The sequence below is a fragment of the Streptomyces sp. NPDC056061 genome (genome assembly GCF_042266885.1).
Lineage (GTDB): Bacteria > Actinomycetota > Actinomycetes > Streptomycetales > Streptomycetaceae > Streptomyces.
Map to the genome: position 1 here is coordinate 138,339 of NZ_JBHJWQ010000017.1, position 22,848 is coordinate 161,186.

19 protein-coding genes, 1 pseudogene and 1 riboswitch are annotated in these 22,848 nt (G+C 71.0%); of the genes and pseudogenes, 4 read left to right on the plus strand and 16 right to left on the minus strand.

Translation table 11 applies throughout. From position 1 onward, the window contains the following. The 3 genes and pseudogenes from ACFC79_RS23625 to ACFC79_RS23635 all read left to right on the plus strand — a co-directional run. A complete protein-coding gene (locus ACFC79_RS23625) occupies window positions 1-816 on the plus strand; it encodes an STM4013/SEN3800 family hydrolase (protein WP_376243266.1) in 816 nt (271 codons plus the stop codon). Further along, on the plus strand, window positions 813-2,177 hold the full coding sequence (locus ACFC79_RS23630; RefSeq protein WP_376243132.1) for an STM4012 family radical SAM protein: 1,365 nt from the start codon (window positions 813-815) through the stop codon (window positions 2,175-2,177). The genes ACFC79_RS23625 and ACFC79_RS23630 overlap by 4 nt, the downstream gene beginning before the upstream one ends. 7 nt (window positions 2,178-2,184) lie before the next feature. After that, window positions 2,185-3,086 (plus strand): annotated as a pseudogene (locus tag ACFC79_RS23635) (STM4011 family radical SAM protein); the annotation flags it as partial. A 67-nt stretch (window positions 3,087-3,153) separates the two neighbouring features. On the opposite strand, the gene ACFC79_RS23640 reads toward ACFC79_RS23635, so the two are convergent. The 3 genes from ACFC79_RS23640 to ACFC79_RS23650 form a co-directional block, all read right to left on the minus strand. Beyond that, window positions 3,154-3,999 carry an SGNH/GDSL hydrolase family protein gene (locus ACFC79_RS23640; RefSeq protein WP_376243135.1) on the minus strand — a complete coding sequence of 282 codons (846 nt, stop codon included), beginning with the start codon at window positions 3,997-3,999 and terminating at the stop codon, window positions 3,154-3,156. A gap of 286 nt (window positions 4,000-4,285) precedes the next feature. Continuing rightward, window positions 4,286-5,221, minus strand: coding sequence for a peptidoglycan DD-metalloendopeptidase family protein (locus ACFC79_RS23645; RefSeq protein ID WP_376243138.1), 936 nt, complete (start codon window positions 5,219-5,221; stop codon window positions 4,286-4,288). Window positions 5,222-5,226: 5 nt separating this feature from the next. Next, window positions 5,227-5,385: riboswitch (cyclic di-AMP (ydaO/yuaA leader) on the minus strand. Window positions 5,386-5,688: 303 nt separating this feature from the next. Beyond that, a complete protein-coding gene (locus ACFC79_RS23650) occupies window positions 5,689-7,785 on the minus strand; it encodes an alpha-galactosidase (protein ID WP_376243141.1) in 2,097 nt (698 codons plus the stop codon). Window positions 7,786-8,011: 226 nt separating this feature from the next. On the opposite strand from ACFC79_RS23650, the gene ACFC79_RS23655 reads away from it, so the two are divergent. Then, the gene (locus tag ACFC79_RS23655; RefSeq protein ID WP_376243143.1) at window positions 8,012-8,821 is read left to right on the plus strand and encodes a tyrosine-protein phosphatase; all 810 of its coding nucleotides are present in this window, start codon (window positions 8,012-8,014) and stop codon (window positions 8,819-8,821) included. A gap of 25 nt (window positions 8,822-8,846) precedes the next feature. Here ACFC79_RS23655 and ACFC79_RS23660 read toward each other — a convergent pair whose 3' ends face one another. From ACFC79_RS23660 to ACFC79_RS23720, 13 genes are all read right to left on the minus strand, one after another. After that, entirely contained in the window at window positions 8,847-9,014 is a 168-nt protein-coding gene (locus ACFC79_RS23660) for a DUF6126 family protein (RefSeq protein WP_376243145.1), read from the minus strand. Window positions 9,015-9,049: 35 nt separating this feature from the next. After that, window positions 9,050-9,658: a helix-turn-helix domain-containing protein gene (locus ACFC79_RS23665; protein ID WP_376243148.1), complete on the minus strand. Its 609-nt coding sequence runs from the start codon at window positions 9,656-9,658 to the stop codon at window positions 9,050-9,052. An 86-nt stretch (window positions 9,659-9,744) separates the two neighbouring features. Continuing rightward, window positions 9,745-11,142, minus strand: coding sequence for an aspartate aminotransferase family protein (locus ACFC79_RS23670; RefSeq protein WP_376243150.1), 1,398 nt, complete (start codon window positions 11,140-11,142; stop codon window positions 9,745-9,747). Window positions 11,143-11,427: 285 nt separating this feature from the next. After that, window positions 11,428-12,447 carry an adenosyl-hopene transferase HpnH gene (gene hpnH / locus ACFC79_RS23675; RefSeq protein WP_376243153.1) on the minus strand — a complete coding sequence of 340 codons (1,020 nt, stop codon included), beginning with the start codon at window positions 12,445-12,447 and terminating at the stop codon, window positions 11,428-11,430. Between the two features lie 5 nt (window positions 12,448-12,452). Then, window positions 12,453-13,112, minus strand: a complete 660-nt coding sequence (locus ACFC79_RS23680) for a 1-hydroxy-2-methyl-2-butenyl 4-diphosphate reductase (RefSeq protein ID WP_376243156.1) — start codon at window positions 13,110-13,112, stop codon at window positions 12,453-12,455. Next, the gene (gene shc, locus ACFC79_RS23685; protein WP_376243159.1) at window positions 13,112-15,112 is read right to left on the minus strand and encodes a squalene--hopene cyclase; all 2,001 of its coding nucleotides are present in this window, start codon (window positions 15,110-15,112) and stop codon (window positions 13,112-13,114) included. Before shc ends, ACFC79_RS23680 begins: the two co-directional genes overlap by 1 nt. Window positions 15,113-15,219: 107 nt before the next feature. Then, the gene (locus tag ACFC79_RS23690) at window positions 15,220-16,323 is read right to left on the minus strand and encodes a polyprenyl synthetase family protein (protein ID WP_376243162.1); all 1,104 of its coding nucleotides are present in this window, start codon (window positions 16,321-16,323) and stop codon (window positions 15,220-15,222) included. Further along, complete coding sequence (gene hpnE, locus ACFC79_RS23695) at window positions 16,320-17,723, minus strand: hydroxysqualene dehydroxylase HpnE (protein ID WP_376243165.1); 1,404 nt, start codon at window positions 17,721-17,723, stop codon at window positions 16,320-16,322. The genes ACFC79_RS23690 and hpnE overlap by 4 nt, the downstream gene beginning before the upstream one ends. Before the next feature lie 103 nt (window positions 17,724-17,826). Then, window positions 17,827-18,747, minus strand: coding sequence for a presqualene diphosphate synthase HpnD (hpnD, locus tag ACFC79_RS23700; protein WP_376243269.1), 921 nt, complete (start codon window positions 18,745-18,747; stop codon window positions 17,827-17,829). A gap of 29 nt (window positions 18,748-18,776) precedes the next feature. After that, window positions 18,777-19,697 carry a squalene synthase HpnC gene (gene hpnC / locus ACFC79_RS23705; protein WP_376243168.1) on the minus strand — a complete coding sequence of 307 codons (921 nt, stop codon included), beginning with the start codon at window positions 19,695-19,697 and terminating at the stop codon, window positions 18,777-18,779. 446 nt (window positions 19,698-20,143) lie between these two features. Further along, the gene (locus ACFC79_RS23710; protein WP_376243170.1) at window positions 20,144-20,932 is read right to left on the minus strand and encodes an ABC transporter ATP-binding protein; all 789 of its coding nucleotides are present in this window, start codon (window positions 20,930-20,932) and stop codon (window positions 20,144-20,146) included. Continuing rightward, window positions 20,925-21,854, minus strand: coding sequence for an ABC transporter permease (locus tag ACFC79_RS23715; RefSeq protein WP_376243173.1), 930 nt, complete (start codon window positions 21,852-21,854; stop codon window positions 20,925-20,927). The genes ACFC79_RS23710 and ACFC79_RS23715 overlap by 8 nt, the downstream gene beginning before the upstream one ends. 119 nt (window positions 21,855-21,973) lie before the next feature. Further along, entirely contained in the window at window positions 21,974-22,846 is an 873-nt protein-coding gene (locus ACFC79_RS23720) for a glycosyltransferase family 2 protein (RefSeq protein ID WP_376243176.1), read from the minus strand. Between the last annotated feature and the right edge of the window lie 2 nt (window positions 22,847-22,848).

Genomic DNA, 22,848 nt, shown 5'->3' on the forward strand with positions numbered 1-22,848 from the left:
ATGAGCGAGGTGGTGGGCAGTCATGATCTGCTGTTCGTCACCCTCGACACGTTGCGCCACGACGTGGCGACGGAGCTCGCGGCCGCCGGACGCATCCCCCACCTGGCACGTCATCTGCCGGGCGGCGTCTGGGAGAAGCGGCATGCGCCCGGCAGTTTCACCTACGCCTCCCACCAGGCGATGTTCGCCGGGTTCCTGCCGACACCGGCGGGTCCGGGACCGCATCCCCGGCTGTTCGCGGCCCGATTCGCGGGCAGCGAGTCCACGGCGTCGGGCACCTTCGTCTTCGACACCCCCGATCTGCCGTCCGGCCTCGCCGCGGCCGGATACCACACGGTGTGCATCGGCGGCGTGGGGTTCTTCAACCGGCAGGGGCCGCTGGGATCGGTTCTGCCGGGCCTGTTCCGGGAGAGCCACTGGGAGCCGGAATTCGGTGTCGCCTCGCCGACCTCCTTCGAGGCGCAGGTGACCCGCGCCGAGCAGGTCGTCGCCGGTCTCCCCGCGGAGCAGCGGCTGTTCCTCTTCGTGAACGTCTCCGCACTGCACCAGCCCAACTGGTTCCACCTGCCGGGGGCCACGCGCGAGGCGGGCGATTCGCGCGAGACGCATGCGGCGGCCCTGGAGTACGTCGACGCCCACATCGGCCGCCTCTTCGCCGCCGCCGGCAGCCGCCGCCGCTGCTTCGCCGTCGTCTGTTCGGACCACGGCACCGCGTACGGGGACGACGGCTACACCGGTCACCGGATCGGCCACGAGTCCGTGTGGACGGTCCCGTACGCGCACTTCTTCCTGGAACCGGGGGCCACCGCGTCATGACTCGCACCACGACGGCCGCGAGGGCCGTCCGCCCGTACCAGAGCTACGTCTACGCCTATCCGCACAAGACGGCCTACCGGCCGCTCGCGGAGCGGCCCGCGCTGCGCGAGCTGTGGGCCGGCGAACGCAAGGACGCGCTCTCGCTCTACCTCCACATACCGTTCTGCGAGGTCCGCTGCGGCTTCTGCAATCTCTTCACCCGGATCGGCGCCCCCGACGAGCTGACGACCCGGTACCTCGACGCGCTGGACCGGCAGGCCACCGCCGTCCGGGACGCGCTGGGCGACGACGGTCCGGTGCGGTTCGCGGCGGCGGCGTTCGGCGGGGGCACGCCCACCTTCCTGACCGCGGCGGAGTTGGAGCGGCTCTGCGACATCGCGGAGAAGCGGATGGGCGCCGACCTGCGGGCCGTTCCGCTGTCCGTCGAGACATCGCCGTCGACCGCGACCGCCGACCGGCTGGCCGTGCTCGCCGACCGGGGCACGACCAGGGTCAGCATCGGGGTGCAGAGCTTCGTCGAGTCGGAGGCACGTGCCGCCGTGCGGCCCCAGCGGCGTGCCGACGTGGACGCGGCGCTGGACCGGATCCGCGAAGCCGGGTTCCCGGTCCTCAACATCGACCTGATCTACGGCATCGACGGCCAGACCGAGGACAGCTGGCGCACATCGCTGGACGCGGCATTGCGGTGGCGGCCGGAGGAGCTGTACCTCTACCCGTTGTACGTCCGCCCGCTGACCGGCCTCGGAAGACTCGGGACGGACGGGGAGGAGGCGGCGGACGCCGCGTGGGACGAGCAGCGGCTGCGGCTGTACCGCGCGGGCCGGGACCATCTCCTCGCCCACGGCTACGAGCAGGTGTCGATGCGGATGTTCCGCCGCGCCGACGCGCCCCGCACGGACGGCGCCGACGACTACGCCTGCCAGACCGACGGCATGATCGGGCTGGGGTGCGGGGCCCGCTCGTACACCAGCCGGTTGCACTATTCCTTCGACTACGCGGTGGAGATGCGCGAGGTGCGGGCGATCATCGACGGCTACACCGCCGCCGAGGACTTCTCCCGCGCCGAGGTCGGGCGGTACGTCGACGGCGACGAGGCCCGGCGGCGCCACCTCCTGCAGTCGGTCCTCCAGGCGGAGGGGCTGTGCCTGGCCGACTACCGGGAACGGTTCGGCAGTGCCCCCGCCGACGACTTCCCCGCCGAGCTTGCCCGGTTCGAGGAGCGCGGCTGGCTCGACGCGGCGGCCGGGGCCTCCGGCCTGCTCCGGCTCTCCCCGGAGGGCCTCGCCCATTCCGACGCGCTGGGCCCAGAACTCTTCTCCCCCCGCGTCCGGGCCTCGATGGCCGCGTACGAGCTGAAGTGAGCGCACCATGGACCTGACCATCCTCTACCGGGGCCCGCTCGCGTCCTGCGACTACGACTGTCCGTACTGCCCGTTCGCCAAGCGGCGCGACAGCCCGGAGCAGTTGCGAGCCGACCGGGCGGCGCTGGAGCGGTTCACCGCGTGGGTGTCGGCGCAGACCGGCGACCGGATCTCGGTGCTGTTCACGCCGTGGGGCGAGGGGCTCGTCCGCTCCTGGTACCGCCGTGCGCTGGTGGAGCTGGCGCAGCTGCCGCACGTCGGCCGGGTCGCGATCCAGACCAATCTCAGCAGCCGTACCGGGTGGCTGGCCGAGGCGGGTGGCGCCGGACGGGAGAAGATCGCGCTCTGGTGCACGTACCACCCGGGGCAGACGCCGTACGAGCGGTTCCTGGGCAAGTGCCGGGAGCTGTCGGCGCTCGGCATTCGCCACAGTGTCGGTGTGGTCGGGCTCGACGAGCATCTCGACGAGGCGCGGCGGCTGCGCGCCGCCCTTCCGGAGGAGGTCTACCTCTGGGTGAACGCCGCGGAGGGGCACACCTACACGGACCGGGAGGCGGATCGCTGGACGGCCCTCGATCCGCTCTTCCCGTACAGCCGGCATCCGCACCGCTCGGCCGGTCTGCCCTGCCGGACGGGCGAGTCGGTGATCTCGGTCGACGGCGACGGAACGGTGCGGCGCTGCCATTTCGTCCCGGCGGAGCTCGGCAACCTCTACGACGGGAGCTACCGTCGAGCGCTCGCGCCGCGCGCGTGTCCGCTGGCCGCGTGCGACTGCCACATCGGCTATGTGCACCTGGAGACACTGCCGCTGTACGACGTGTTCGCAGGCGGGGTGCTGGAGCGGATACCGGCGCCCGCCGGACCCGCCTGAGCACTGCCGGGCCGGTCCCGCCCCCGGGACCGGCCCGGCGGGCGGGAGCGTCGTGCCGACGGACGGCATCCGCGGGCGCGTGCCCGCGGCCTGCCGGAACGCCCCTCAGAGCGGAAGCAGGTCCGGTCGCTTCGCCTCGACGTGGTCGCCGGAGGACTCGCCGCGCAGCCGTCGGCCGATCCACGGAACCAGGTACTCGCGCGCCCAGTGGATGTCGTCGCGGCGCACTTCGAGCGTGCCGCGCCGGTCCTGCGGGGGCCACGCCTGGTCCGGGTCGGCCGGCACCTCCAGCCCGAGGACCTGAGCAGCGCGCAGCGCGACCCGGGTGTGTCCTTCGGGGGACAGGTGGAGCCGGTCGTCGTCCCAGGCACGCCGGTCCTGGACGGACCGCAGCGACCACAGGTCGAGAACGGGGCAGTCGTAGCGGTCGGCGATGGCCCGCACATGGGCGGTGTACGTGGCGATCTTGCCGCGCAGGTGGCGCAGCACAGGAACGCCGCGGGTGTCGAAGCCGGTGGTGACCATGACCGTGCCGACCGACCGGGCCAGTTCGGCGACCGCGCGTTCGAAGCGCTCGGCCACGTCGTCCGGGTCGGTGCCGGGCCTGATGATGTCGTTGCCACCCGCGCAGAAGGTCACCAGGTCGGGTGCCAGTTCCTTGGCGCGCGGCACCTGCTCCTCGACGATCTGGTCGAGGAGGCGTCCGCGTACGGCGAGGTTGGCGTACCTGAAGTCCGCGTGCGTGGGGCCTTCGGGGTGCGTCGCCGCGTCGGGTTCCGGGAGCTGGTCCGCGAGGAGTACCGCGAAACGGTCCGCCCAGCCGACGTAGGTCCCGTCCGGGCCGGGGTCTCCGACTCCCTCGGTGAAGCTGTCGCCGATCGCCGCGTACGACCCGATGACGTCCTGTCGGTCGTTGACGTCACGTTGGTTGTTTCTCGAATCGTCTGCCACAAGGGCTTATCCTGCACCGACGAATGTGACCTACGCGACCGTAATAAGGGGTTGACGGGTGGTGAGATAAACCACCCGGTCAGTGCCCGCGACGAGGGAATAGGGCCTGGGGCAATAGAGGGTGGCCTCACGACCGGCGACCCGGGAGGCGCAGTCGCGGGGCATCGAGAGCCCGCCTCCTCTCGCCCCTCGGGTCGTGAGCGGAAGGGGCGGTGCGCCGCCGCGCACCGCCCCTTCGGTCTCGCCCGGGTCGCCCCCGGTCACTTCGGCCGTCCGGCCGCTCGGATCAGACGTAGATGCCGTGCGCCGCGAGGTAGGCGATCGGGTTGATGTCCGAGCCGTACGCCGGGCCGGTGCGGACCTCGAAGTGCAGGTGCGGACCGGTGGCGTTGCCGGTGGAACCGGAGAGACCGATCTGCTGACCGGCGCCCACGGACTGGCCCGCCGAGACCGAGATCGAGGACAGGTGGCCGTACTGGGAGTAGCGGCCGTCCGCGTGCTTGATGACGACCTGGTTGCCGTACGCGCCGCCCCAGCCGGCGGTGACGACGGTGCCGGAGGTGATGGCCTTCACGCCGGTGCCGGTGAAGACGGGGAAGTCGATCCCGGTGTGGCTGCCGCTGGACCAGTTGGAGCCGGACGCGCGGTACCCGGTGGTGTGGTTGCCGGGAACGGGGTGGACGTAACCGGAGGCGCTGCTCCCGGCGGCCGGGGCAGACGTCTTCGCCTCCGTGACCGTCAGGGGCTTGGCGGCCGACGCGGTCTTGGCCGGGGCGGACTTCTCGACGACCGCCGACGGCGCCGTGGGGACCTTCGACGGGAGCGAGGAGCCCGCGCCCGCGCCGGCGGGCGCGGAGGTGCCGGAGACCTCGGCGCCGAGCGTCAGCTTCATGCCCGGGAAGATCAGGCTCGGGTCGTCGCCGACGACCGCGCGGTTGTCCTGGTACAGCTTCTGCCAGCCGCCGTCGACCTTGTGCTCGGCGGCGATCTTCGACAGGTAGTCGCCCGCGACGACGGAATACGTCGTGGCGGCCTGCGCCTGGGCAGCCGGACGGGCCGGGGCGGTGTGCGCGGCGGAGGCCGGGGCCGCTTGTTCGGCGGCGTGGGCGCCGGTGGCACCGAGCAGCGGCAGCGCGATGACGGCGCCGCCGGCGCTCACCGCGGCGACACCGCGGGCGACGGCGCCGGTCCTGATACGACGGTGCTTACCCGAAATGGGCATGACGTGCTTCCTCTCCGGCGCCTGCGAGGTGAGCTGTCGGGTTCGGGCTGGAGATGCCCGGTCGCGCGGTGCGCGACTTCACCCCGAGCCGACCGGATTTCTCCGTTCGGCGGACTACCTGGTTCCCCCGCTCCTGCCACACGATGAGTGGGTGCGATATCCGGTCGGCGGCAGGATTGGGCGGTCCGTCCGGAATGACGGTGACCGTAAGCGAATCGGGACGACGAGAACAAGCCGTCGATTCCGCGACGGATTCCGCGCCGTGAATTCGGCGCGGAATTCCGGTCACCCTCCGTGGATTACGGATCTTGAATTTCCGCACCGCACGGGGAATACGCGACGCGCCCGCCGGCACGTACGGTCACGGATATGATCCCGCTCACGAGCACGAAACCCTCGACGGGATCATTCACCACATAAGCCACCAAAATGCCCATTACGGACACCGCGGAGAGGGCGGCGGGAGGTCACGCGCGCCGCAGCCTCAGCACCCGCGCGTCGAGGTCCCCCCGCAGGCCCGTGTGCAGGCCCTGGTGGAGCAGCACCGAACCGTGGTGCACCGCACCCGTGTCCAGGCAGGTGTACGTCGCCGTCGGGTCGAGTCCGCGCAGCCGCAGGGCCGGCGGCCGTTCGCCGTACCGCTGCGCCTCCAGCCACACCAGGACCACGGTCTCCTCGCCGTGGACGTACTGCACCGCGCTCAGACCGCCGCGCGGGGCGCGCAGCCGGTACAGCGCCCCGCGCTGCACGTGCGGCCGGATCTCCTTGTAGAGGTCCACCCAGCTCCGCGCCTCGGCCAGTTCCTCCGCGCTCCACTCGGTGAGGTCCCCGCCCACGCCGAGCACCCCGGCCATCGCGCTCACGAAGCGGAAGCGCAGCGAGCTGACCCGGTCGTTGAGCTGCACGTTCGGGCTGTCGGTGACCCAGGCGGCCATCACCCGGGCCGGATGGATCTGACTGAAGCCCTCCTGGATGACGAGGCGGTCGAGCGGATCGGTGTTGTCCGAGGTCCACACCTGGTCGGTACGGGAGAGAATGCCCAGGTCGACCCGGCCGCCGCCGCCCGAGCAGGATTCGAACGCCACCGAGGGATGCGCGGCCCGCAATCGGTCGATCAACGCGTAGAGGCCGTCGACATGCTCGACCCAGAGTTTCTGCGCATACTCCTCACCGGGCCAGCCGGCGTCCGTGAAACTGCGGTTGAAGTCCCATTTCACATAGTCGATCGGAGCACTGGTCAGCAGGGCGTCCAGTTGTTCCCACAGATACTCGCGCACATCGTTCCGGGCGAGATTGAGAACCAGTTGATGACGGAACTCGGTCCGCGTACGCCCCGGGAAATGCTGAACCCAGTCGGGATGCGCGCGATAAAGATCGCTGTCGGGGTTGACCATTTCCGGTTCGACCCAGATGCCGAACTGCATACCGAGGCCGTGCACTTCGTCGGCGAGCGGTTTCAACCCGGCGGGGAAGCGGTCCGGATTCGGCGTCCAGTCCCCGAGACCGGCCCGGTCGTCGGTGCGCCGCCCGAACCAGGCGTCGTCCACGACGAACAGTTCGACTCCCATGGCGGCCGCGCGCTCGGCCAGGGCGCGTTGCTGGTCCTGCGAGATGTCGAATCCGGTCGCCTCCCAGGAGTTGTAGAGCACCGGTCGCAACCGCTCCGCGTCCGGGACGACGTGGGCCAGTTGCCAGGCGTGCCAGGCGCGACTCGCCCCGCCGAAGCCCGCCCCGCTCCACAGGCCGGCGAAGACGGGGGTGGTGTACGACTCCCCCGGCGCGAGCCGCAGCAGTCCCGCGTCGTCGTGGCCGGCTCCTCCGGTGATCTGCACGATCCCGTCGGGGAGTTGCTGTACGGAGATCCGCCACGATCCGGACCAGCCGAGCGCGCAGCCGTAGACCTCGCCGTGCTCCTCGGTGGCCGTGCCGTCCGCGTCCAGGGCCACCCAGGGCAGGTGCTGGTGCCCGGTGTGGCCGCGCCTGCTGGAGATGACGCTCTCGCCGTAGGTCAGCTCCGTCCGGGCGATCTGTGTCTCCGCCGCCCATCGGCCGTGCAGCCGGCTCATCCGCCAGCCGTCCCGGGCGGGCAGCGTCCAGGCGGCGGCGTCGGCGCGCAGCAGTTCCAGCGGCGGTCCGTCCGGCCCGGTGTGGGCGACGGTGGCCCAGCGCTCGATCACGTCGGAGTCGTCCCGCATCCGGTAGTGCAGGTCGAGGGCGAGCCGGTGCACCGGGTCGGTGAAACCGATCCGCAGCTCGTCACCGTCCACCGCGGCACCGGCGAGGACCCACTCGGTGCCGCGGACCTCCTCGGTGCGTACCGACAGAGCCGGGCGCACGAACCGGGGGCCGCCCTCGACGGGATACTCCTCGCGGCCGTCGAGCGCGGACTCGAACCCCCTGGGCGGCGGCTGAGGCGCGGCGGCCAGGGCTTCGGCCGCCGCGAGGGAGATCTGCGGCCCCCAGTGCAGATGGACGAGTTCGTCCCGCTCCGTGAGCTGTAGTGCGTAGCTGCTGCTCGCCCCGGTGAGCAGCCAGGTCCGGCCGGTGTCGCCCGTCTCGATCATCGCATCCCCACATTCCAACAGTTCCGCACATCATCGACCATCGCCGTCGGCGGGGCAACGGTTGCGGCGAGTGATCCACCGACGGACTCACGGCCGCGGCACGGGAATTGGCCGGGGTCTCGACAGGGAATGGGACGAGATGATTGCCTGAGGAACCGATGTCGTATCGTCGCGGGGGTGGCCTTGTCGGCGACTCGCGTCGACGCCAGACACCCCAGGAGTCACCGTGCCGCAGCAGCCGCAGATCCCGTCGACGGAACCCGAACTGGCGGGCGTCCGCAATTTCCGCGACGTGGGCGGACTGCCCACCGCGGACGGACGGCGGGTGCGGTACGGCAGGCTCTTCCGCAGCGGGCACCTCGCGCACGCCACGGCCGAGGACACCGCCTTCCTCGGCGGTCTCGGGCTGCACACGATCTTCGACTTCCGCAATGCGGCCGACCGCCGACTCGACGGTCTCGACGTGGAGCTGCCGGGCGTTCGCAACCTGAGCATTCCGCTCTCCGACCCGGCCGACGGCGCCGAGTTCTGGCGGATGGTGCGCGACGGCGACCTCGACCAGTTGCGCTCGCTCCTCGCCGACGGCAAGGGGGTGAACCGGATGATCGCCTCGTACCGTTCGATCGTCCTGGAGCGCACCGCCGAGCACAGCAGGGTGCTGCACGCCCTTGCCGAGGACAGCGTCCCGGCGCTGATGCACTGCGCCGCGGGCAAGGACCGGGCCGGGCTGTCGATCGCCGTGTCCCTGCTCGCGGTCGGCGTCGAGCGCGAAGCCATCGAGGCCGACTACCTGAAGTCCAACGACGCGCACCGCCGGTACCGGATCCGTCGCAACGACACCTCGGCGGACGGCATGTCCGCCGAGGTGCTGGAACTGCTCAATCCGCTCTTCGGCGCCCACGCGGACTACCTCTCCGCCGCCTTCACCACCATGGAGGAGACCTGGGGCAGTACGGAGCGCTATCTGTCCGAGGGCCTGGGTCTCACCGCCGGGACCCGTGAGCGGCTGCGCGACCGGCTGCTCGACACGGTCTGACGTCAGCCGTCCGCGGCGACGGCGGTCAGCCCTTGCCGGCCACCGCGAACAGCAGGTAGAGGAAGGCCGCGAAGACATGTCCGGCGATGAGATACGCGAACAGCCGGATCACCACGCCGCGCGGGAACTTCCGCTCCTGGGCCTCGTACTTCTTGGTCGACCCGAGCGGGTCGAAGTTTTCCGAATCGGACATGACAGTCCTCTCTGGTGACCGGCCGCGAGCCGGTCTCAGTGACGGTGGATGCCGCCGCCGAGGCACAGCTCGGCGGCGGGGCTCTGCAGCAGGGTGTGGACGAAGAGGAGTTCGGCGCCGTCACGGTCGACGGCGGAGATCCGGTGCGGGGTGAGCGAGTCGAAGTGCGCGCTGTCGCCCGGGGCGAGATCGTGCAGGGTGTCCCCGAGCGTGACCCGCAAGTGGCCTGCGAGCACGTACAGCCACTCCTCGCCGGGGTGCACCCGCACCAGGTCGCTCTGCGCGCCGTACAGCACCCGGACGCGCAGTGCCTGCATCGCCCGGCCGGAGCCACCGGTCCGTTGGTACAGCCAGCCATCGGCCTCGGCGCCCTCGAACGCTCCGCCGCGGATGATCGCCTCCCGTTCGGGGGGTGTCTCGCCGAGCAGCTCGGAGACCGTCGTACCGTAGATCCTGGCAAGACCGAGCAGCATCGGCAGCGAGGGCTGCCGACGGCCCGTTTCGAGCCGGGAGAGATGGGCGGGCGACAGCCCGGCCCGCTGGGCGGCGGCCTCCAGGGTGAGACCGCGGCCCCGACGCAGGTCGCGCAGCCTCGGCGCGACCTCGGGCAGCTCGTCGGCCACCGCTCCGTCTGGAGTGTTCATGACTCCATTGAGCCAAAATCTTTCCTCACAGGCAAATCCCTTGCCTGTGAGGCAAAAGATCTCGTCCGCGCCACCCCGCCGTGCGGTCAGCGGTGGGCGACTGCCTGTTTCACCAAGGTCCGCCCGAAGTCCCACATCAGCCCGCCGCCGCTGTGGGCGTCGTCCATCACCGCGGTGAACGCCGTGACGAACCGGTCGACCTCCGGCTCCCCGATCACCAGGGGCGGAATCAGCTTGATCACTTCCAGGTGGTCGCCCGAGACCTGGGTGAGGATGCGGTGCTCGCGGAGCAGGGGCACCACCACCATCTGCGCGAAGAGGCCCTTGCGGGCCGCCTGCAGCATCGCCCAGCGGCTGCGCAGCCTCCACGACGACGGCCTGCCGAACTCGATGCCGATCATCAGCCCACGCCCGCGCACCTCGTGCAACAGCTCGTACCGGTCGACCAGCGCGGCGAGCCGTTCACGCAGCAGATCACCGGTACGGCGGGCGCCCGCGACGATCTCCTCGTCCTCCATCACCGCGAGGACCGCGAGCCCCGCCGCCATCGCCTGGGCGTTGGAACCGAAGCTCGCGGAGTGGACCAGGACCCGGTCCATCGAGGAGTAGACCTTCTTGAAGATCCAGTCCCTGCCGAGCGTCGCCCCGACCGGCACGTAGCCGCCGGAGAGGGCCTTCGCGACGCAGACCAGGTCGGGCTCGACGCCCTCCTCGTGCTGGTACGCGTAGAAGTCCCCGGTCCGGCCGAGGCCGGTCTGCACCTCGTCGGCGATCAGCAGCGCCCCGTGCCGGTGCAGCAGCCCCTGCGCGTCCCGCAGGTAGCCGGGCGGCGCGGCATGGACGCCCTTGCCCTGGATCGGCTCGACGACCAACGCGGCGACGTCGCCGCGCCGCAGCTCCCGCGCCAGCGCGTCGAGGTCGCCGAGCGCGACGGCGGTGTCCGGCAGCAGCGGGGCGAAGCCGTCCCGGAATCCGCTCTCGCCGTTGACCGAGAGCGAGCCGGTCGTCAGCCCGTGGAAGGCATGGGAGCAGTAGAGGATCCTGGGGCGGCCGGTGGCGTACCGGGCGAACTTCAGCGCGGTCTCCACGGCCTCCGTGCCGCTGTTGCCGAAGAAGACCCGGTCCAGGTGCGGGCTGTGCGCGAGCAGGCGCTCGGCGAGCAGTCCGGGCAGCGGCTGGCAGTCGAAGCGGGTCAGGTCGGCGAGCGAGGCGTCGAGGACGTCGTGCAGCGCCCTGCGCACGACGGGGTGGTGGCGACCGAGGCCCATCACGCCGAATCCGGCGAGCATGTCGAGGTAGTCGTTGCCCTCCTCGTCCCAGAAGTACGCGCCCTCGGCCCGTTCGTAGACCTTGTCGAAGCCGATCGTGCGGAGCATCCGGGGCAGTTGGTGGTTGAGGTGCCTGGTGTGCAGTTCGTAGCGCTCGGCGCCGCGCTCCGCGAGAAGCTGTGCCAGGTCGAAACCCCTGGGTCCGTCGTCCTTCATCCCACGCTCTCCTCGCTCTCCTCGCTCCGTCGTGCCGTTCGCCCGGTGTCCGGATCGGCGCCGGTCCGTCCGGCGGTCCCGACCGGGACGAGTCCGAATGTCCGTCGGCTCCTCGCGGTCCGCCGCCCAAAGATCGTGCGACCCCCGGATGCTGTCGGGAATCGTCACGCCCGGCCCCCTCTCCGGTCCTGATCGGCTCACGGTGACGGCGGGAACCCCCCGACGGGGTTCCCGCGTCCTCCCTGCCCCGGGCCGACGGCCGGTTCCCCGGCGGCCGGCCGTGTGTCAGCGGTTCCCCGAGACGGTGTCGCGCGCGGCGCGCAGGGACTCCTTCAGTGATCCCATGGTGGCGAGGACGGCGGTGGGCTCGTAGCCGCAGTGCGCCATGCAGTTGGCGCACCGCGGGTCCTTGCCGCGGCCGTACTTGTCCCAGTCGGTCTTCTCGATGAGTTCGCGATACGTGGGCACGTATCCGTCGCTCATCAGGTAGCAGGGCCGCTGCCAGCCGAAGAGCGAGTAGTTCGGGATGGCCCACGCGGTGCAGGGGAAGTCCGCCCGGCCCTCCAGGAAGTCCAGGAAGAGCGGCGAGTGGTTCAGCCGCCAGCGCCGCCGGTTGCCGCCCGCGAACGACTTCTTGAACAGTTCGCGGGTCTGCTCGACACCGAGGAAGTGCTCCTGGTCGGGCGCCTTCTCGTACGCGTAGGCGGGCGAGATCATCATCTCGTCGACCTTCAGTTCGTCGTTGAGGTAGTTGAGGACCTCGATGACGGTCTGCGGGGTGTCGGTGTTGAAGAAGGTGGAGTTCGTGGTGACCCGGAAACCGCGCCGCTTGGCCTCCTTGATCGCCGCCACCGCCTCGTCGAAGACGCCTTCCTTGGCGACGGACTCGTCGTGCCGCTCGCGCAGTCCGTCGATGTGCACGGCGAAGGCGAAGAACGGGGAGGGCGTGAATTTCTCGATCTTCTTCCGCAGCAGCATGGCATTGGTGCAGAGGAACACGTATTTCTTCCGCGCCACCAATTGCCGGACGATTTCGTCGATCTGCGGATGCATCAACGGCTCGCCACCGGCGATGGAGACCATCGGGGCACCCGATTCGAGGACGGCGCCCACCGCCTGGGCGACCGGCATGCGCTGCTTCAGCACTCCTGCCGGATGCTGGATCTTCCCGCAGCCCTCGCACGCGAGATTGCAGGCGAACAACGGCTCCAGTTCCACGATGAGCGGGAACTTGTCCCGCTTGCGGAGCTTCTGTTCCATCAGATACGTCGCAACCTTGATGGACTGACGGAGCGGCATGGCCATCTGGCTCACCTCCTGGGGAGCAGCAAGGATCGGTGCCATTCATAGAAAGCCGGCAGGACGGCACGGAGAACACGGAAAGCCGATATTCCACCGCGTATCGTGCCGATACGGATGAGCTCGTGCTCCGGAGCGTCCACGATCACCCGTACGGCGGCGACCGGGCGCGGCCCGGACCGCAGGGCCGCGTCGAGGGTGGCGGCGGACTCCATGTCCACCGCGATGGCTCCGGCGGCCAGCAGCTCGGCCCGCTCCTGCCCGTGCACGACATGGGCGGAGCCGGTCAGCGGGCCGATGTGGACAGTGCGGCCGGGCACCACCCGGGCGAGGGCTTCGGCGAGCAGCCCCGTGCCGGTGCAGGGCGTCGGGGCACCGGCGCCCCGGGTCTCGTCGGCGACGACCAGGTCGCCGGGGTGCATGCCGGGTGACAGCCCGGCGCAGAAGCCGGAGGCGAGGACCGCGGTGCCGGGCGCCCGGTCCCGGCCGAGTGCCCGCGACACGGCTGCCTCGGTCGCCCTGGGGCCCATGCCCGTGCGGAGAACGGTCACCGGGCCGGGAGCCGCGCCGGCCCTCCGCCTGCCGCTGCGCAGGGCGAACTGTTCGATCCCCAGCGCGCAGGCGATCAGCAGCGGGGTCGCGGGACCGGCGTGCCCTGGACCATCGCCCATCAGGCGCCCTTGCGGCCGGCCGTGCGGTCGGCGAACGGTTCGCCGTACACATACCTCCCGAGTGCGGTGAGCGGGAAGACCTGCCGGTAGAGGTGGTAGTTGATGGAGAAGTCCCAGGGAAAGCCGGTGCCGGTGAAGTACGGCTCGTCCCAGGAACCGTCGGCCCGCTGGGTGTCGGTGAGCCAGGCGATTCCCCGGCGCACCGCCACGCTGTCCCGCCGCCCCGCGGCGAGCAGGGCGAGCAGCGCCCACGCGGTCTGGGAGGCGGTGGAGGCGCCGTGGCCGATCCACTTGTCCTCGCGGTACGAACGCAGATCCTCGCCCCAGCCGCCGTCGTCGTTCTGCACGGACTCCAGCCAGGCGACCGCGCGGCGGATCGCCGGGTGTGCGGCGGGAAGTCCGGCGGCGACCAGGGCGGGCACCACCGATCCCGTGCCGTAGACGTAGTTGACGCCCCAGCGGCCGTACCAGCCGCCGCAGGCATCCTGTTCGGCGAGCAGCCACGCGATGCCGCGCCGGGTGGCGGGGTGCCCGGAGCGTCCCTCGACGGCGAGCATCTCCACCACGTGCCCGGTGACGTCGGCGGACGGCGGGTCGATGACCTCGCCGAAGTCGCAGAAGGGCAGCCGATTGGGGAACGGGCTGGTGTTGTCGGCGTCGAACGCGCCCCAGGCCCCGTTGCGGGACTGCATGCCGAGGTTCCAGCGCACGCCGCGCCCGATGGCCGCCTCGATGCGCGAGGCGTCGGGGTGGCGGACCCGGCGCAGGGCGAGGACGACCTCCGCGGTGTCGTCGATGTCCGGGTAGTTGTCGTTGTGGAACTCGAACGCCCAGCCGCCCGGCTGGAGCCGGGGACGGCGCACGGCCCAGTCACCGGGCCGGTCGATCTCCTCGCCGAGCATCCAGTCCGCGGCCCGCACCAGGGCCGGGTGGTCGGGTCTCACCCCCGCGTCGGCCAGGGCGATGGTGGCCAGGCAGGTGTCCCAGACCGGGGATTGACATGCCTCGATCATCCGGGCACCGTCCTCGCGCCGGACGGCGAACCGGTCGAGCGAGGCGAGGCCCGCCCGCATCACCGGGTGGTCCAGATCGTAGCCGAGCAGGTGCAGGGCGATGATGGAGTACACGGCGGGCGGCTGGATGCCGCCCCAGCAGCCGTCGTTCTCCTGGCGTTCGACGATCCAGCGGGCCGCGGCGTTCATGGCGATCCGGCGCAGGCGGCGCGGGGCCACCCGGTGGTACAGGTGCAGGGCCTTGTCGAGGCGCTGGAAGACCCCGTCCCAACTGGCGGCGGGTGCGGCACGCCGGGGCGGGTTCGGACGGCGCGGGTCGGTGTGCAGTTCGTCGAGCGGGAACGGGGCCGGGCGCACCGGCCGCTTCGCCGAGACGACGGTGAGCGGCACGATGGTCTGGCGCGCCCAGCAGCCGAATTCGTAGATGTTGAGCGGAACCCACTTGGGGAAGAACATCAGCTCGGGCGGGAGCTCCGGCAGGTCCTCCCAGCTCCACCAGCCGAAGAGGGCGAGCCAGATGCGGGTGAAGACGCGGCTCTCGGCGATGCCGCCCCGCTCCCTGATCCAGCGTGCGGAGCGGGCCATGTGCGGTTCGTCCGGCCCGTCCCCGGCCAGTCGCAGGGCCACATACGCCTCGATGGTGGCGGAGAGCTCGCCGGGCCCGCCGTGGAAGGTGGCCCAGGTGCCGTCGCCGCGCTGTTCGCCGCGGATGAAGCGGCCGGCCGCCTCCACGACGGCCGGGTCCTGGATTCCGAGGAATTGACGGAGCAGCAGGTCCTCGGCGTCCATCGTGACGTTGGTGGCGAGGTCGCCCTTCCACCAGCCCTGCTCGTCCTGCCTGCCGAGGAGGTGCTCCACCGAGCGCTCCGCGGCGTACCGCGCGGACTTGAGCACATCGTCCGCGGCGAGGGTCGTGTCGGTCGGATTGCTGGCCGCGGCTGCACGGGGATTCACGGACCCGGTGCTTCCGTCGGTCGTCGCTGTCATGGCTTCCCCTTCGTGCAGTGGTTCCTCTGCTGTGCTGGGGTCTCCGTCGGCCGGCGCCCGGTGGGGGCGCCGGCCGGCGACTGCGAGTCATATGGACCAGATGGTGATCATCTCTTTCGTACGACGACGAAGTCCGCGAGCGCCGTGAGCTGCGCCCGCACGGCCTGCGGCATGTCGACGCGGTGCAGCGCCTCGATGGCGACCGCGTGCTGCCGACGGGCCTCCTGGGCGGTCCACTCACGGCCGCCCGCCTCCTCGATGAGCGCCGCGCGGGCGGCGAACTCCTCTTCGGAGAAGCTGTCGAAATCGCTGCTCTTGGCATCGGCGGCCAGCAGGTCGCCGAGCCGCTCCGAGGCCGTTCCGCCCGCGGCGAGCGCGGCGACGACCGGCAACGACTTCTTGCGCTGGCGCAGGTCGCTCCAGGTCTGCTTGCCGGTGGACTCGGGGTCGCCCCAGATGCCGAGCAGGTCGTCCACCGCCTGGAAGGCGAGGCCGAGGTGGTAGCCGTACGCCTCCAGGGTGTCGGCGGTGCGGTCGTCGGCGCCGCCGAGGACCGCACCGATGGAGCAGGCGCAGGCGAGCAGGGCCCCGGTCTTGTTGCCCTCCATCTCCAGGCACTCCTCGACGGTGACCCGCTCGCGGTGCTCGTAGGAGATGTCCTGGGCCTGCCCGTCGATGAGCTTGCGGGTGGCGACCGTCAGACGGCGTGCCGCCCGGCCCGCCTCGACGGTGCCGAGCTCCAGCAGGATCTCGTTGGCGAGCGCGAAGAGCGCGTCGCCGACCAGGATCGCCTGGGCGGGGCCGTGCAGCTTCCAGACGGTGTCGCGGTGGCGGCGCTGTTCGTCGCCGTCCATCAAATCGTCGTGCAGCAACGAGAAGTTGTGCACGAGTTCGACGGCCACGGCGCCGGGGACGCCCGCCTCGGGGACGGCGCCCGCCGCCTCCGCGGACAGCAGGGCCAGCGCCGGACGGACGGCCTTGCCGCCGTCGCCCTCCGCGGGCCGTCCCTGGGCGTCGATCCAGCCGAAGTGGTAGGCGGCGACGGTGTCCATGGGCGGTGCGAGCCGGTTCACAGCGGCCCGGAGCACCGGCGTGGAAAGGGCCCGCCCGCGCTCCAGAAGCGCGGTGACGTCCGTGGTGTCGGCCACGGTGTCGAAAGCCGGATTCGCCGGGGTCACTGACTCTCCTCTTGTTCCGGTGGTACTGCTCATGCCGCCTCCTGCAGCGGATGTTCATGGGAGCGGCCCAGCGCCCTCAGAGCGACGTCCGCGGCGCTGAACCCGCTGCGGACGGCACCCTCCATCGTCGCGGGCCAGCCGGTGGCCGTCCACGCGCCGGCCAGGGCCAGGCCCTCGGCCCGGGTCCGGGCTCCGGGACGCAGCCTGCCGACGCCGGGCGCAGGGGCGAAGGTCGCCGTGCGTTCCCGGGTGACGAAGAAATCCCTGATCCCGGCGGTGCGGGCAGCCGGGAGGAGCCGTTCGAGCTCGGGCAGGTACCGTGCGCGCAGTTCGGCGACGGGGAGGTCGATCTCCTCGCCCGCTGCGGACTGGGACACCGCGAGGTACTGTCCGGGGCCGGTGAGCCCGGATGCCTCCGTGCGGTCGAAGACCCATTGGACCGGGGAGCCGAGCGCGGCGAAGAACGGACGGCGCAGCACCTTGCGGTCGTAGACGACGTGCACGTTGAGAATCGGCGAGGTGCCGATGTCGAGCAGCCGTTCCGGGGCGTCGAGCGCTCCCACGGGCAGCAGGTCGTGGGTCTCGCGCTGCGGAACGGCGAGGACGACGGTGTCGGCGTCGATCCGTTCGCCCTGTGTGCCGACGGTCCACCCGCCCTGCTCCGTACGGGTGAGCGAGGTCGCCCTGGTCCGCAGTTCGGTGCGGACCCCGGCGGCGTCCAGCGCCGTGCGGGCCAGCGTGTCGTGAATCTCGCCGAGGGGCACGCCCGCCCAGCCGATGTCGGCGGCGCCGGGCTCGGAGAGGAGCCCGGTCCGGAAGACCTTCGCGGCGAGCGCGAGCGAGGCGTTCGGCGCGGTGGCGTTGAGGGTGGCGACGCCGACGAGGTCCCAGAGGGCCTCGATCGTGCGGGGCGACTGGCCGTGCCGGGCGAGCCAGCTGCCGAAGTCGACGGTGTCGAGTGCGGGATCGTCCGGGTCCAGGCGGCCCAGCGCGAGTGCGGCACGCGAGACGCTCGCCCGCTCGGCGAGCGAGAGGTGCGGATAGGCGGCGAGTCCGGCCGCGAGGTGGAACGGCACCGGCAGCGCGTTGCGGCGCAGCCGTCCCAGCCGGGGTCCCGCGATCCGGCCGACGTCGAGAACGGGCACGTCCAAACGGTTTTGCAGGGGCGCCAGGCTCGTTGCGCCGACGCGGTCCAGGAACCATCGGTAGGCGGTGCAGCAGCGCAGGTAGACATGCTGTCCGTTGTCGACCGCCAGTTCCCCGCGCCGGAAGGAGAAGGCGAGTCCGCCGAGCCGCGGCCGCCCTTCCAGCAGGGTCACGTCAAGTCCGGCGTCCGCGAGACGCAACGCCGCGGTGACGCCGGCGATTCCGCCGCCGATCACCACCGCACGGGAGGAGCGCAGGGCGTCGTCCGTCACGCGCCCTCCTTTCATCGGGTCACTTCGATCAAGGACGCGTCCTTGCGCCGGAGGGTTGACCGCCGGTCAAAAGGCTCGTCCGTGATGCACATGGTGCGTGAGATGTCCGTGCGGCGCATCAGACGCGCCTCCCGGCCGTCCGTCGGGAGACGTGCCGGGTGTCGAGACCGGAGAGGCCGCGGACCGCCACGTACGCCTTCTCGTGGCCGGGCAACGAGACCCGGCCGCGCAGCACCGCCTCCGGGTCGCGCTCGATCCGGTCGAGCAGCCTCCGGTAGATGCCCGCCATGGCCGCGACGCAGGCGCCGCTGCGCCGGTCCAGCATCGGCAGCAGCCGGTACCCCTCGGCGAACAGCGTGCGGGCGCGGCGCACCTCGAAGTGGACCAGCCCAGCGAAGTCGGCGCCGGCGGGCGGGGTGGACCGGTGGAAGCCTGCCGAGCAGCCGAACTTGGCGAGGTCGTCGGCGGGCAGGTAGGTGCGCCCGTTGCCCGCGTCCTCGCGGACGTCGCGCAGGATGTTCGTCAGCTGGAGCGCGAGCCCCAGCGTGTCGGCGTACTCCGCGGCGCGGTCGGCTCCGGGGGCGCCGGGCTGGGTGCCGAAGATACCCAGGCTGAGTCGGCCGATGGCGCCGGCGACGCAGCGGCAGTAGACCTTGAGGTCGTCCCAGGTCTCGTACGTCGCCCCGCGCACGTCCATCAGCACGCCGTCGATGAGCTCGTCGAGCCCGCCGAGCGGGAGCGGGAACCTCCGCGCGGCGTCGGCGAGCGCGACGGCCACCGGATCGGTGTCGTCCTCGTCGATCGCGCCGTCGCGGATCCGGTCCAGGACCGTGCGGGTGCTCTCCAGGCGCTTGTGCTTGGTCTCCGGTGCCAGATCGCCGTCACCGATGTCGTCGACACGACGGGAGAAGGCGTACAACGCCGACATGGCCTGCCGCTTCTCGGCCGGCAGCAGTCTGATGCCGTAGGCGAAGTTGCGTGCCTGCTGTCCGGTGACCGCCTCGCAGTACCCGTATGCGGCCTGTACCGGTGCCGACATGTACGTCGTCTGTCCCTCCACGGTCCGGCTCACCCCTCTCTCCGCGCTCTTCGCAAGACAACTCCCACTTCGCGCAGCAGGCCCGGCCCGGTGGGCTTGGGCGGGCCGGGCAGTACGTCGAACCCGGCGGCCGCGATCGCGGTGAGGGCAGCACGCCCTCCTCCCACGAATCCGGCGAGAAGCAGCCTGAGTCTGCCGTGGACGCTGCCCACCAGGGGGGCGCCCTCATCCAGCAGTTCCCGGGCACGTTCCGCTTCGTACGCGACCAGTGAACGCACCGCTGCACCCCCCGAAGGGGCGGCGAGGTCGGATTCCCGGACGTGGAACCGGGCCATGTCGTCCGCGGGCAGATAGATCCGGTCGCGGCCGAGGTCCTCCGCGACGTCCTGGAGGTGTTCGACGATCTGGAGGGCCGTGCAGACGGCGTCGGAGCGGCGGACGCGTTCGGGCGTGGCGGTCCCGGTGATCTGCAGGACCAGTCTGCCGACGGGGTTGGCGGAGAGCTCGCAGTAGGCCGCCAGCTCGTCGTACGTCCCGTAGCGCCGGACCTTCTGGTCCTGACGGTTCGCCTCGATGAGACCGAGAAAGGGCTCGGGGCCGAGGGCGCGGCGTCGCACGGTGGGGCGCAGCACCCGCAGCAGGGGGTGGCCCGGGCCGTCGCCCGTGCTCGCGAAGACCCGGCGCAGGTCGGCCTCCAGAGCGTCGAGCATGGCGAGCCGGTCGTCGGCCGACTCCGGGTCGAGTCCCAGATGGCGGGCGTCCGCACCGCCGGGGGCGAGATCGCCGTCGCCGATGTCGTCGACGAGGCGGGCGAAGCCGTAGACGGCCATCAGGTCGTCCCGCCAGGCTCGCGGGAGGAAGAAGGGGGCTACGGGGAAGTTCTCGTGCGCGGCCTTGTCGAGGGTGGCGGGCACGACCGCGTCGAGCCGCGCCTGCGGGGAGGCGGTCACCGCTGACCACCCGGTACTGGGACGGCGTGGGCACCTCGGAGCTGGAGATCTTCCGTCATTGCCGTCACATCTCCCGTTCTACACTGCTGACCCAAAACATCCCATTCCGGACACGCCGCCCGCTCTGCCGAGTGCGGAGCACACCCGCGGGCCGTACGGCCCGGCAGTATCGCCCCACTTGCAACGAATCAGCACCGGTACAGCTTACGTTGTACAACGCTCATCGATACGGCGGGGTGCCGCGCCCTGTCCCGCAACGCGCTCCACCCCGTCAACTTTCCCCGTGCGCAAGGAAATTGGCCTCATCCGACGGGAGGAGATCTTGTCCCGCGCATACCGCCGGGCGTGCAGAACGCCACGGCGCGTCCGCTCTCCGGACACCGGTGCGGCCTCCGCCGGAAGACTCCTGCGAAGGCCGCGCCGGTGTCGCGGAACCCGGTGACGGGCTACTTGCCGGTCTCGCGCTCGTACGCCTTGAGGACCTCGTCCGACGGGCCGTCCATCAGGAGTTCGCCCTTCTCCAGCCACAGCACCCGGTCGCAGGTGTCCCTGATGGACTTGTTGCTGTGGCTGACCAGGAAGACCGTGCCGGCCTCCTTGCGCAGTTCCCTGATGCGCTGCTCGGAGCGGATCTGGAACTTGCGGTCTCCCGTCGCCAGCGCCTCGTCGATCATGAGGACGTCGTGGTTCTTCGCCGCCGCGATCGAGAACCGGAGCCGGGCCCCCATGCCGGAGGAGTACGTCCGCATCGGCAGGGTGATGAAGTCGCCCTTCTCGTTGATGCCGGAGAAGTCGACGATGTCCTGGTAGCGCTCGCGGATCTCCTCGCGCGACATGCCCATCGCGAGGCCGCCGAGCACCACGTTGCGCTCCCCGGTCAGATCGCCCATCAGCGCCGCGTTCACGCCCAGCAGCGACGGCTGCCCGTCCGTGTACACCTTGCCGCTCTCGGTGGGGAGCAGACCGGCGATGGCCCGCAGCAGGGTCGACTTGCCGGAGCCGTTGGTCCCGATGAGGCCGATCGCCTCGCCGCGGTACGCGGTGAACGAGACGCCGCGCACCGCGTGGACCTTCCGCACCCCTCGCGGTTCGCCCTTGCCGCGGCGCAGTATCCGGCTCAGCGCCGCGGTGGCGCTCCCCTTGCCTCCTCCGCCGCCGCCGTTGACGCGGTACACGATGTGCACGTCGTCGGCGATGACGGTGGGGACGCGTCCCGAAGTGTTGTCCTCAGCCACGGCCGTACCGTTCCTCTGCCTTCCAGAAGTACACGAATCCCACCACGCCGATGAGGACCGCCCAGGCCAGCCCGATCACCCAGACATGCGCCGGAAGGTTCTCGGAGCCGTAGCCGTCGATCAGCGCGAAGCGCATCAGGTCCATGTAGATGGCCGCCGGGTTGTACTGGAGCACGTCGGCAATCCAGGCCGGCTTGTCCTTGAGCATCACCGGGATGGAGAACATGACGCCCGACGCGTACATCCAGGTCCGCATGATGAACGGCATCAGCTGGGCGAGGTCGGGCGTCTTGCTGCCCAGCCTGGCCATGATCAGCGCCAGTCCGGTGTTGAAGACGAACTGCATGGCCAGCGCCGGAATGATCAGCAGCCAGGACAGCCCCGGGTAGCTGCCGAAGGCGATGGCGACGATCGCGAGCACGATCATGGAGTACAGCAGCTGCTGGAGCTGCTGGAGCGAGAACGAGATCGGCAGCGAGGCGCGCGGGAAGTGCAGGGCCCGGACCAGTCCCAGGTTCCCGGAGATGGCCCGCACGCCCGCCATCACCGAACTCTGGGTGAAGGTGAACACGAAGACACCCGTCACCAGGAACGGGATGAAGACGTCCTGGGTCATTCCCTTCCTGGTCCCCAGGATCAGCCCGAAGATCAGGAAGTAGACCGCGGCGTTGAGCAGCGGGGTGGCCACCTGCCACAGCTGCCCCAGCTTCGCCTGGCTGTACTGGGCGGTCAGCTTCGCCCGGGAGAACGCCACGATGAAGTGGCGCCGGCCCCAGAGCTGGCGGATGTACTCGACGAGCCCGGGCCGGGCGCCGCTCACCGCCAAGCCGTACTTGGCGGCGGTCTCGGCCGCGCTCAGGCCCTCGTCGGCGGATCGTGCGGTGCTCAGCGCGACCGCACCATCGTGGGTTGTGTCACTCACCAGATGAAACTCTCGTATTCAAGATGCGCGGCCGGTCGCGGGCGCGGCTCGGAGCGGACAGGTCCCGTGGAGAAGGTGATGCAGAGGAATCACGTCCCATGCTCTCAGAGAAGAGGCTCTCAGATCACAGGAGGTCGGCCGAGCCTGGTCAGCCGCCACACCGTCCGCCACTTCATCGGACGCCGGGTGCCGCACGGCGTGGACCAGCCCTCCTTGAAGCCGCCGAACCACGCCTTCAGGGCCGGGCCGGAGGGCTTGCGCAGCAGGGTCAGCAGCAGCCACACCCCGAGGTAGACGGGGACCAGCGGCGCGGGCAGGTTGCGCCTGGCCAGCCACACCCGGTTGCGCGCCACCATGCGGTGGTAGACCGCGTGCCGCGACGGGGCGGTGGTCGGATGGCTGAGGACCATGTCGGCGCGGTAGTCGATCATCCAGCCGGCGTCCAGCGCGCGCCAGGCGAGGTCGGTCTCCTCGTGCGCGTAGAAGAACTGGCCGGGCAACGGTCCGACCTCGGCGACGACCTTGGTGCGCACGGCGTTGGCACCACCGAGGAAGGTGGTCACCCGCGAGGAGCGCATCGGGTCGGAGGCGCGCAGGCGCGGTACGTGGCGGCGCTGGGTGACCCCGGTGTCCGGGTCGGCGATGCGGAAGCTGATGATGCCCAGCTCGGGATCGGCCTCGAATGCCTGCCGGCACAGCTCCGCGGTGTCGGAGAGCGGGAGCAGGCCGTCGTCGTCGAGGAAGAGCAGGGCGTCCACGTCGGTGCCGGACGGGCCGAACGCCTCGATGCCGACGTTGCGGCCGCCGGGGATGCCCAGGTTCTCGGGCAGTTCGACGGTGCGCACCCCGGCGGGGACGTCCGGTACGGGGGCGCCGTTGCCGACCACGACCACCTCGATCCGGTCACCCTGCTGCCCGGCGACCGAATCGAGGAGGGCACGCAGTTCCGCGGGCCGGTTGCCCATCGTGATGATGACTGCGCCGAGCTTCATGG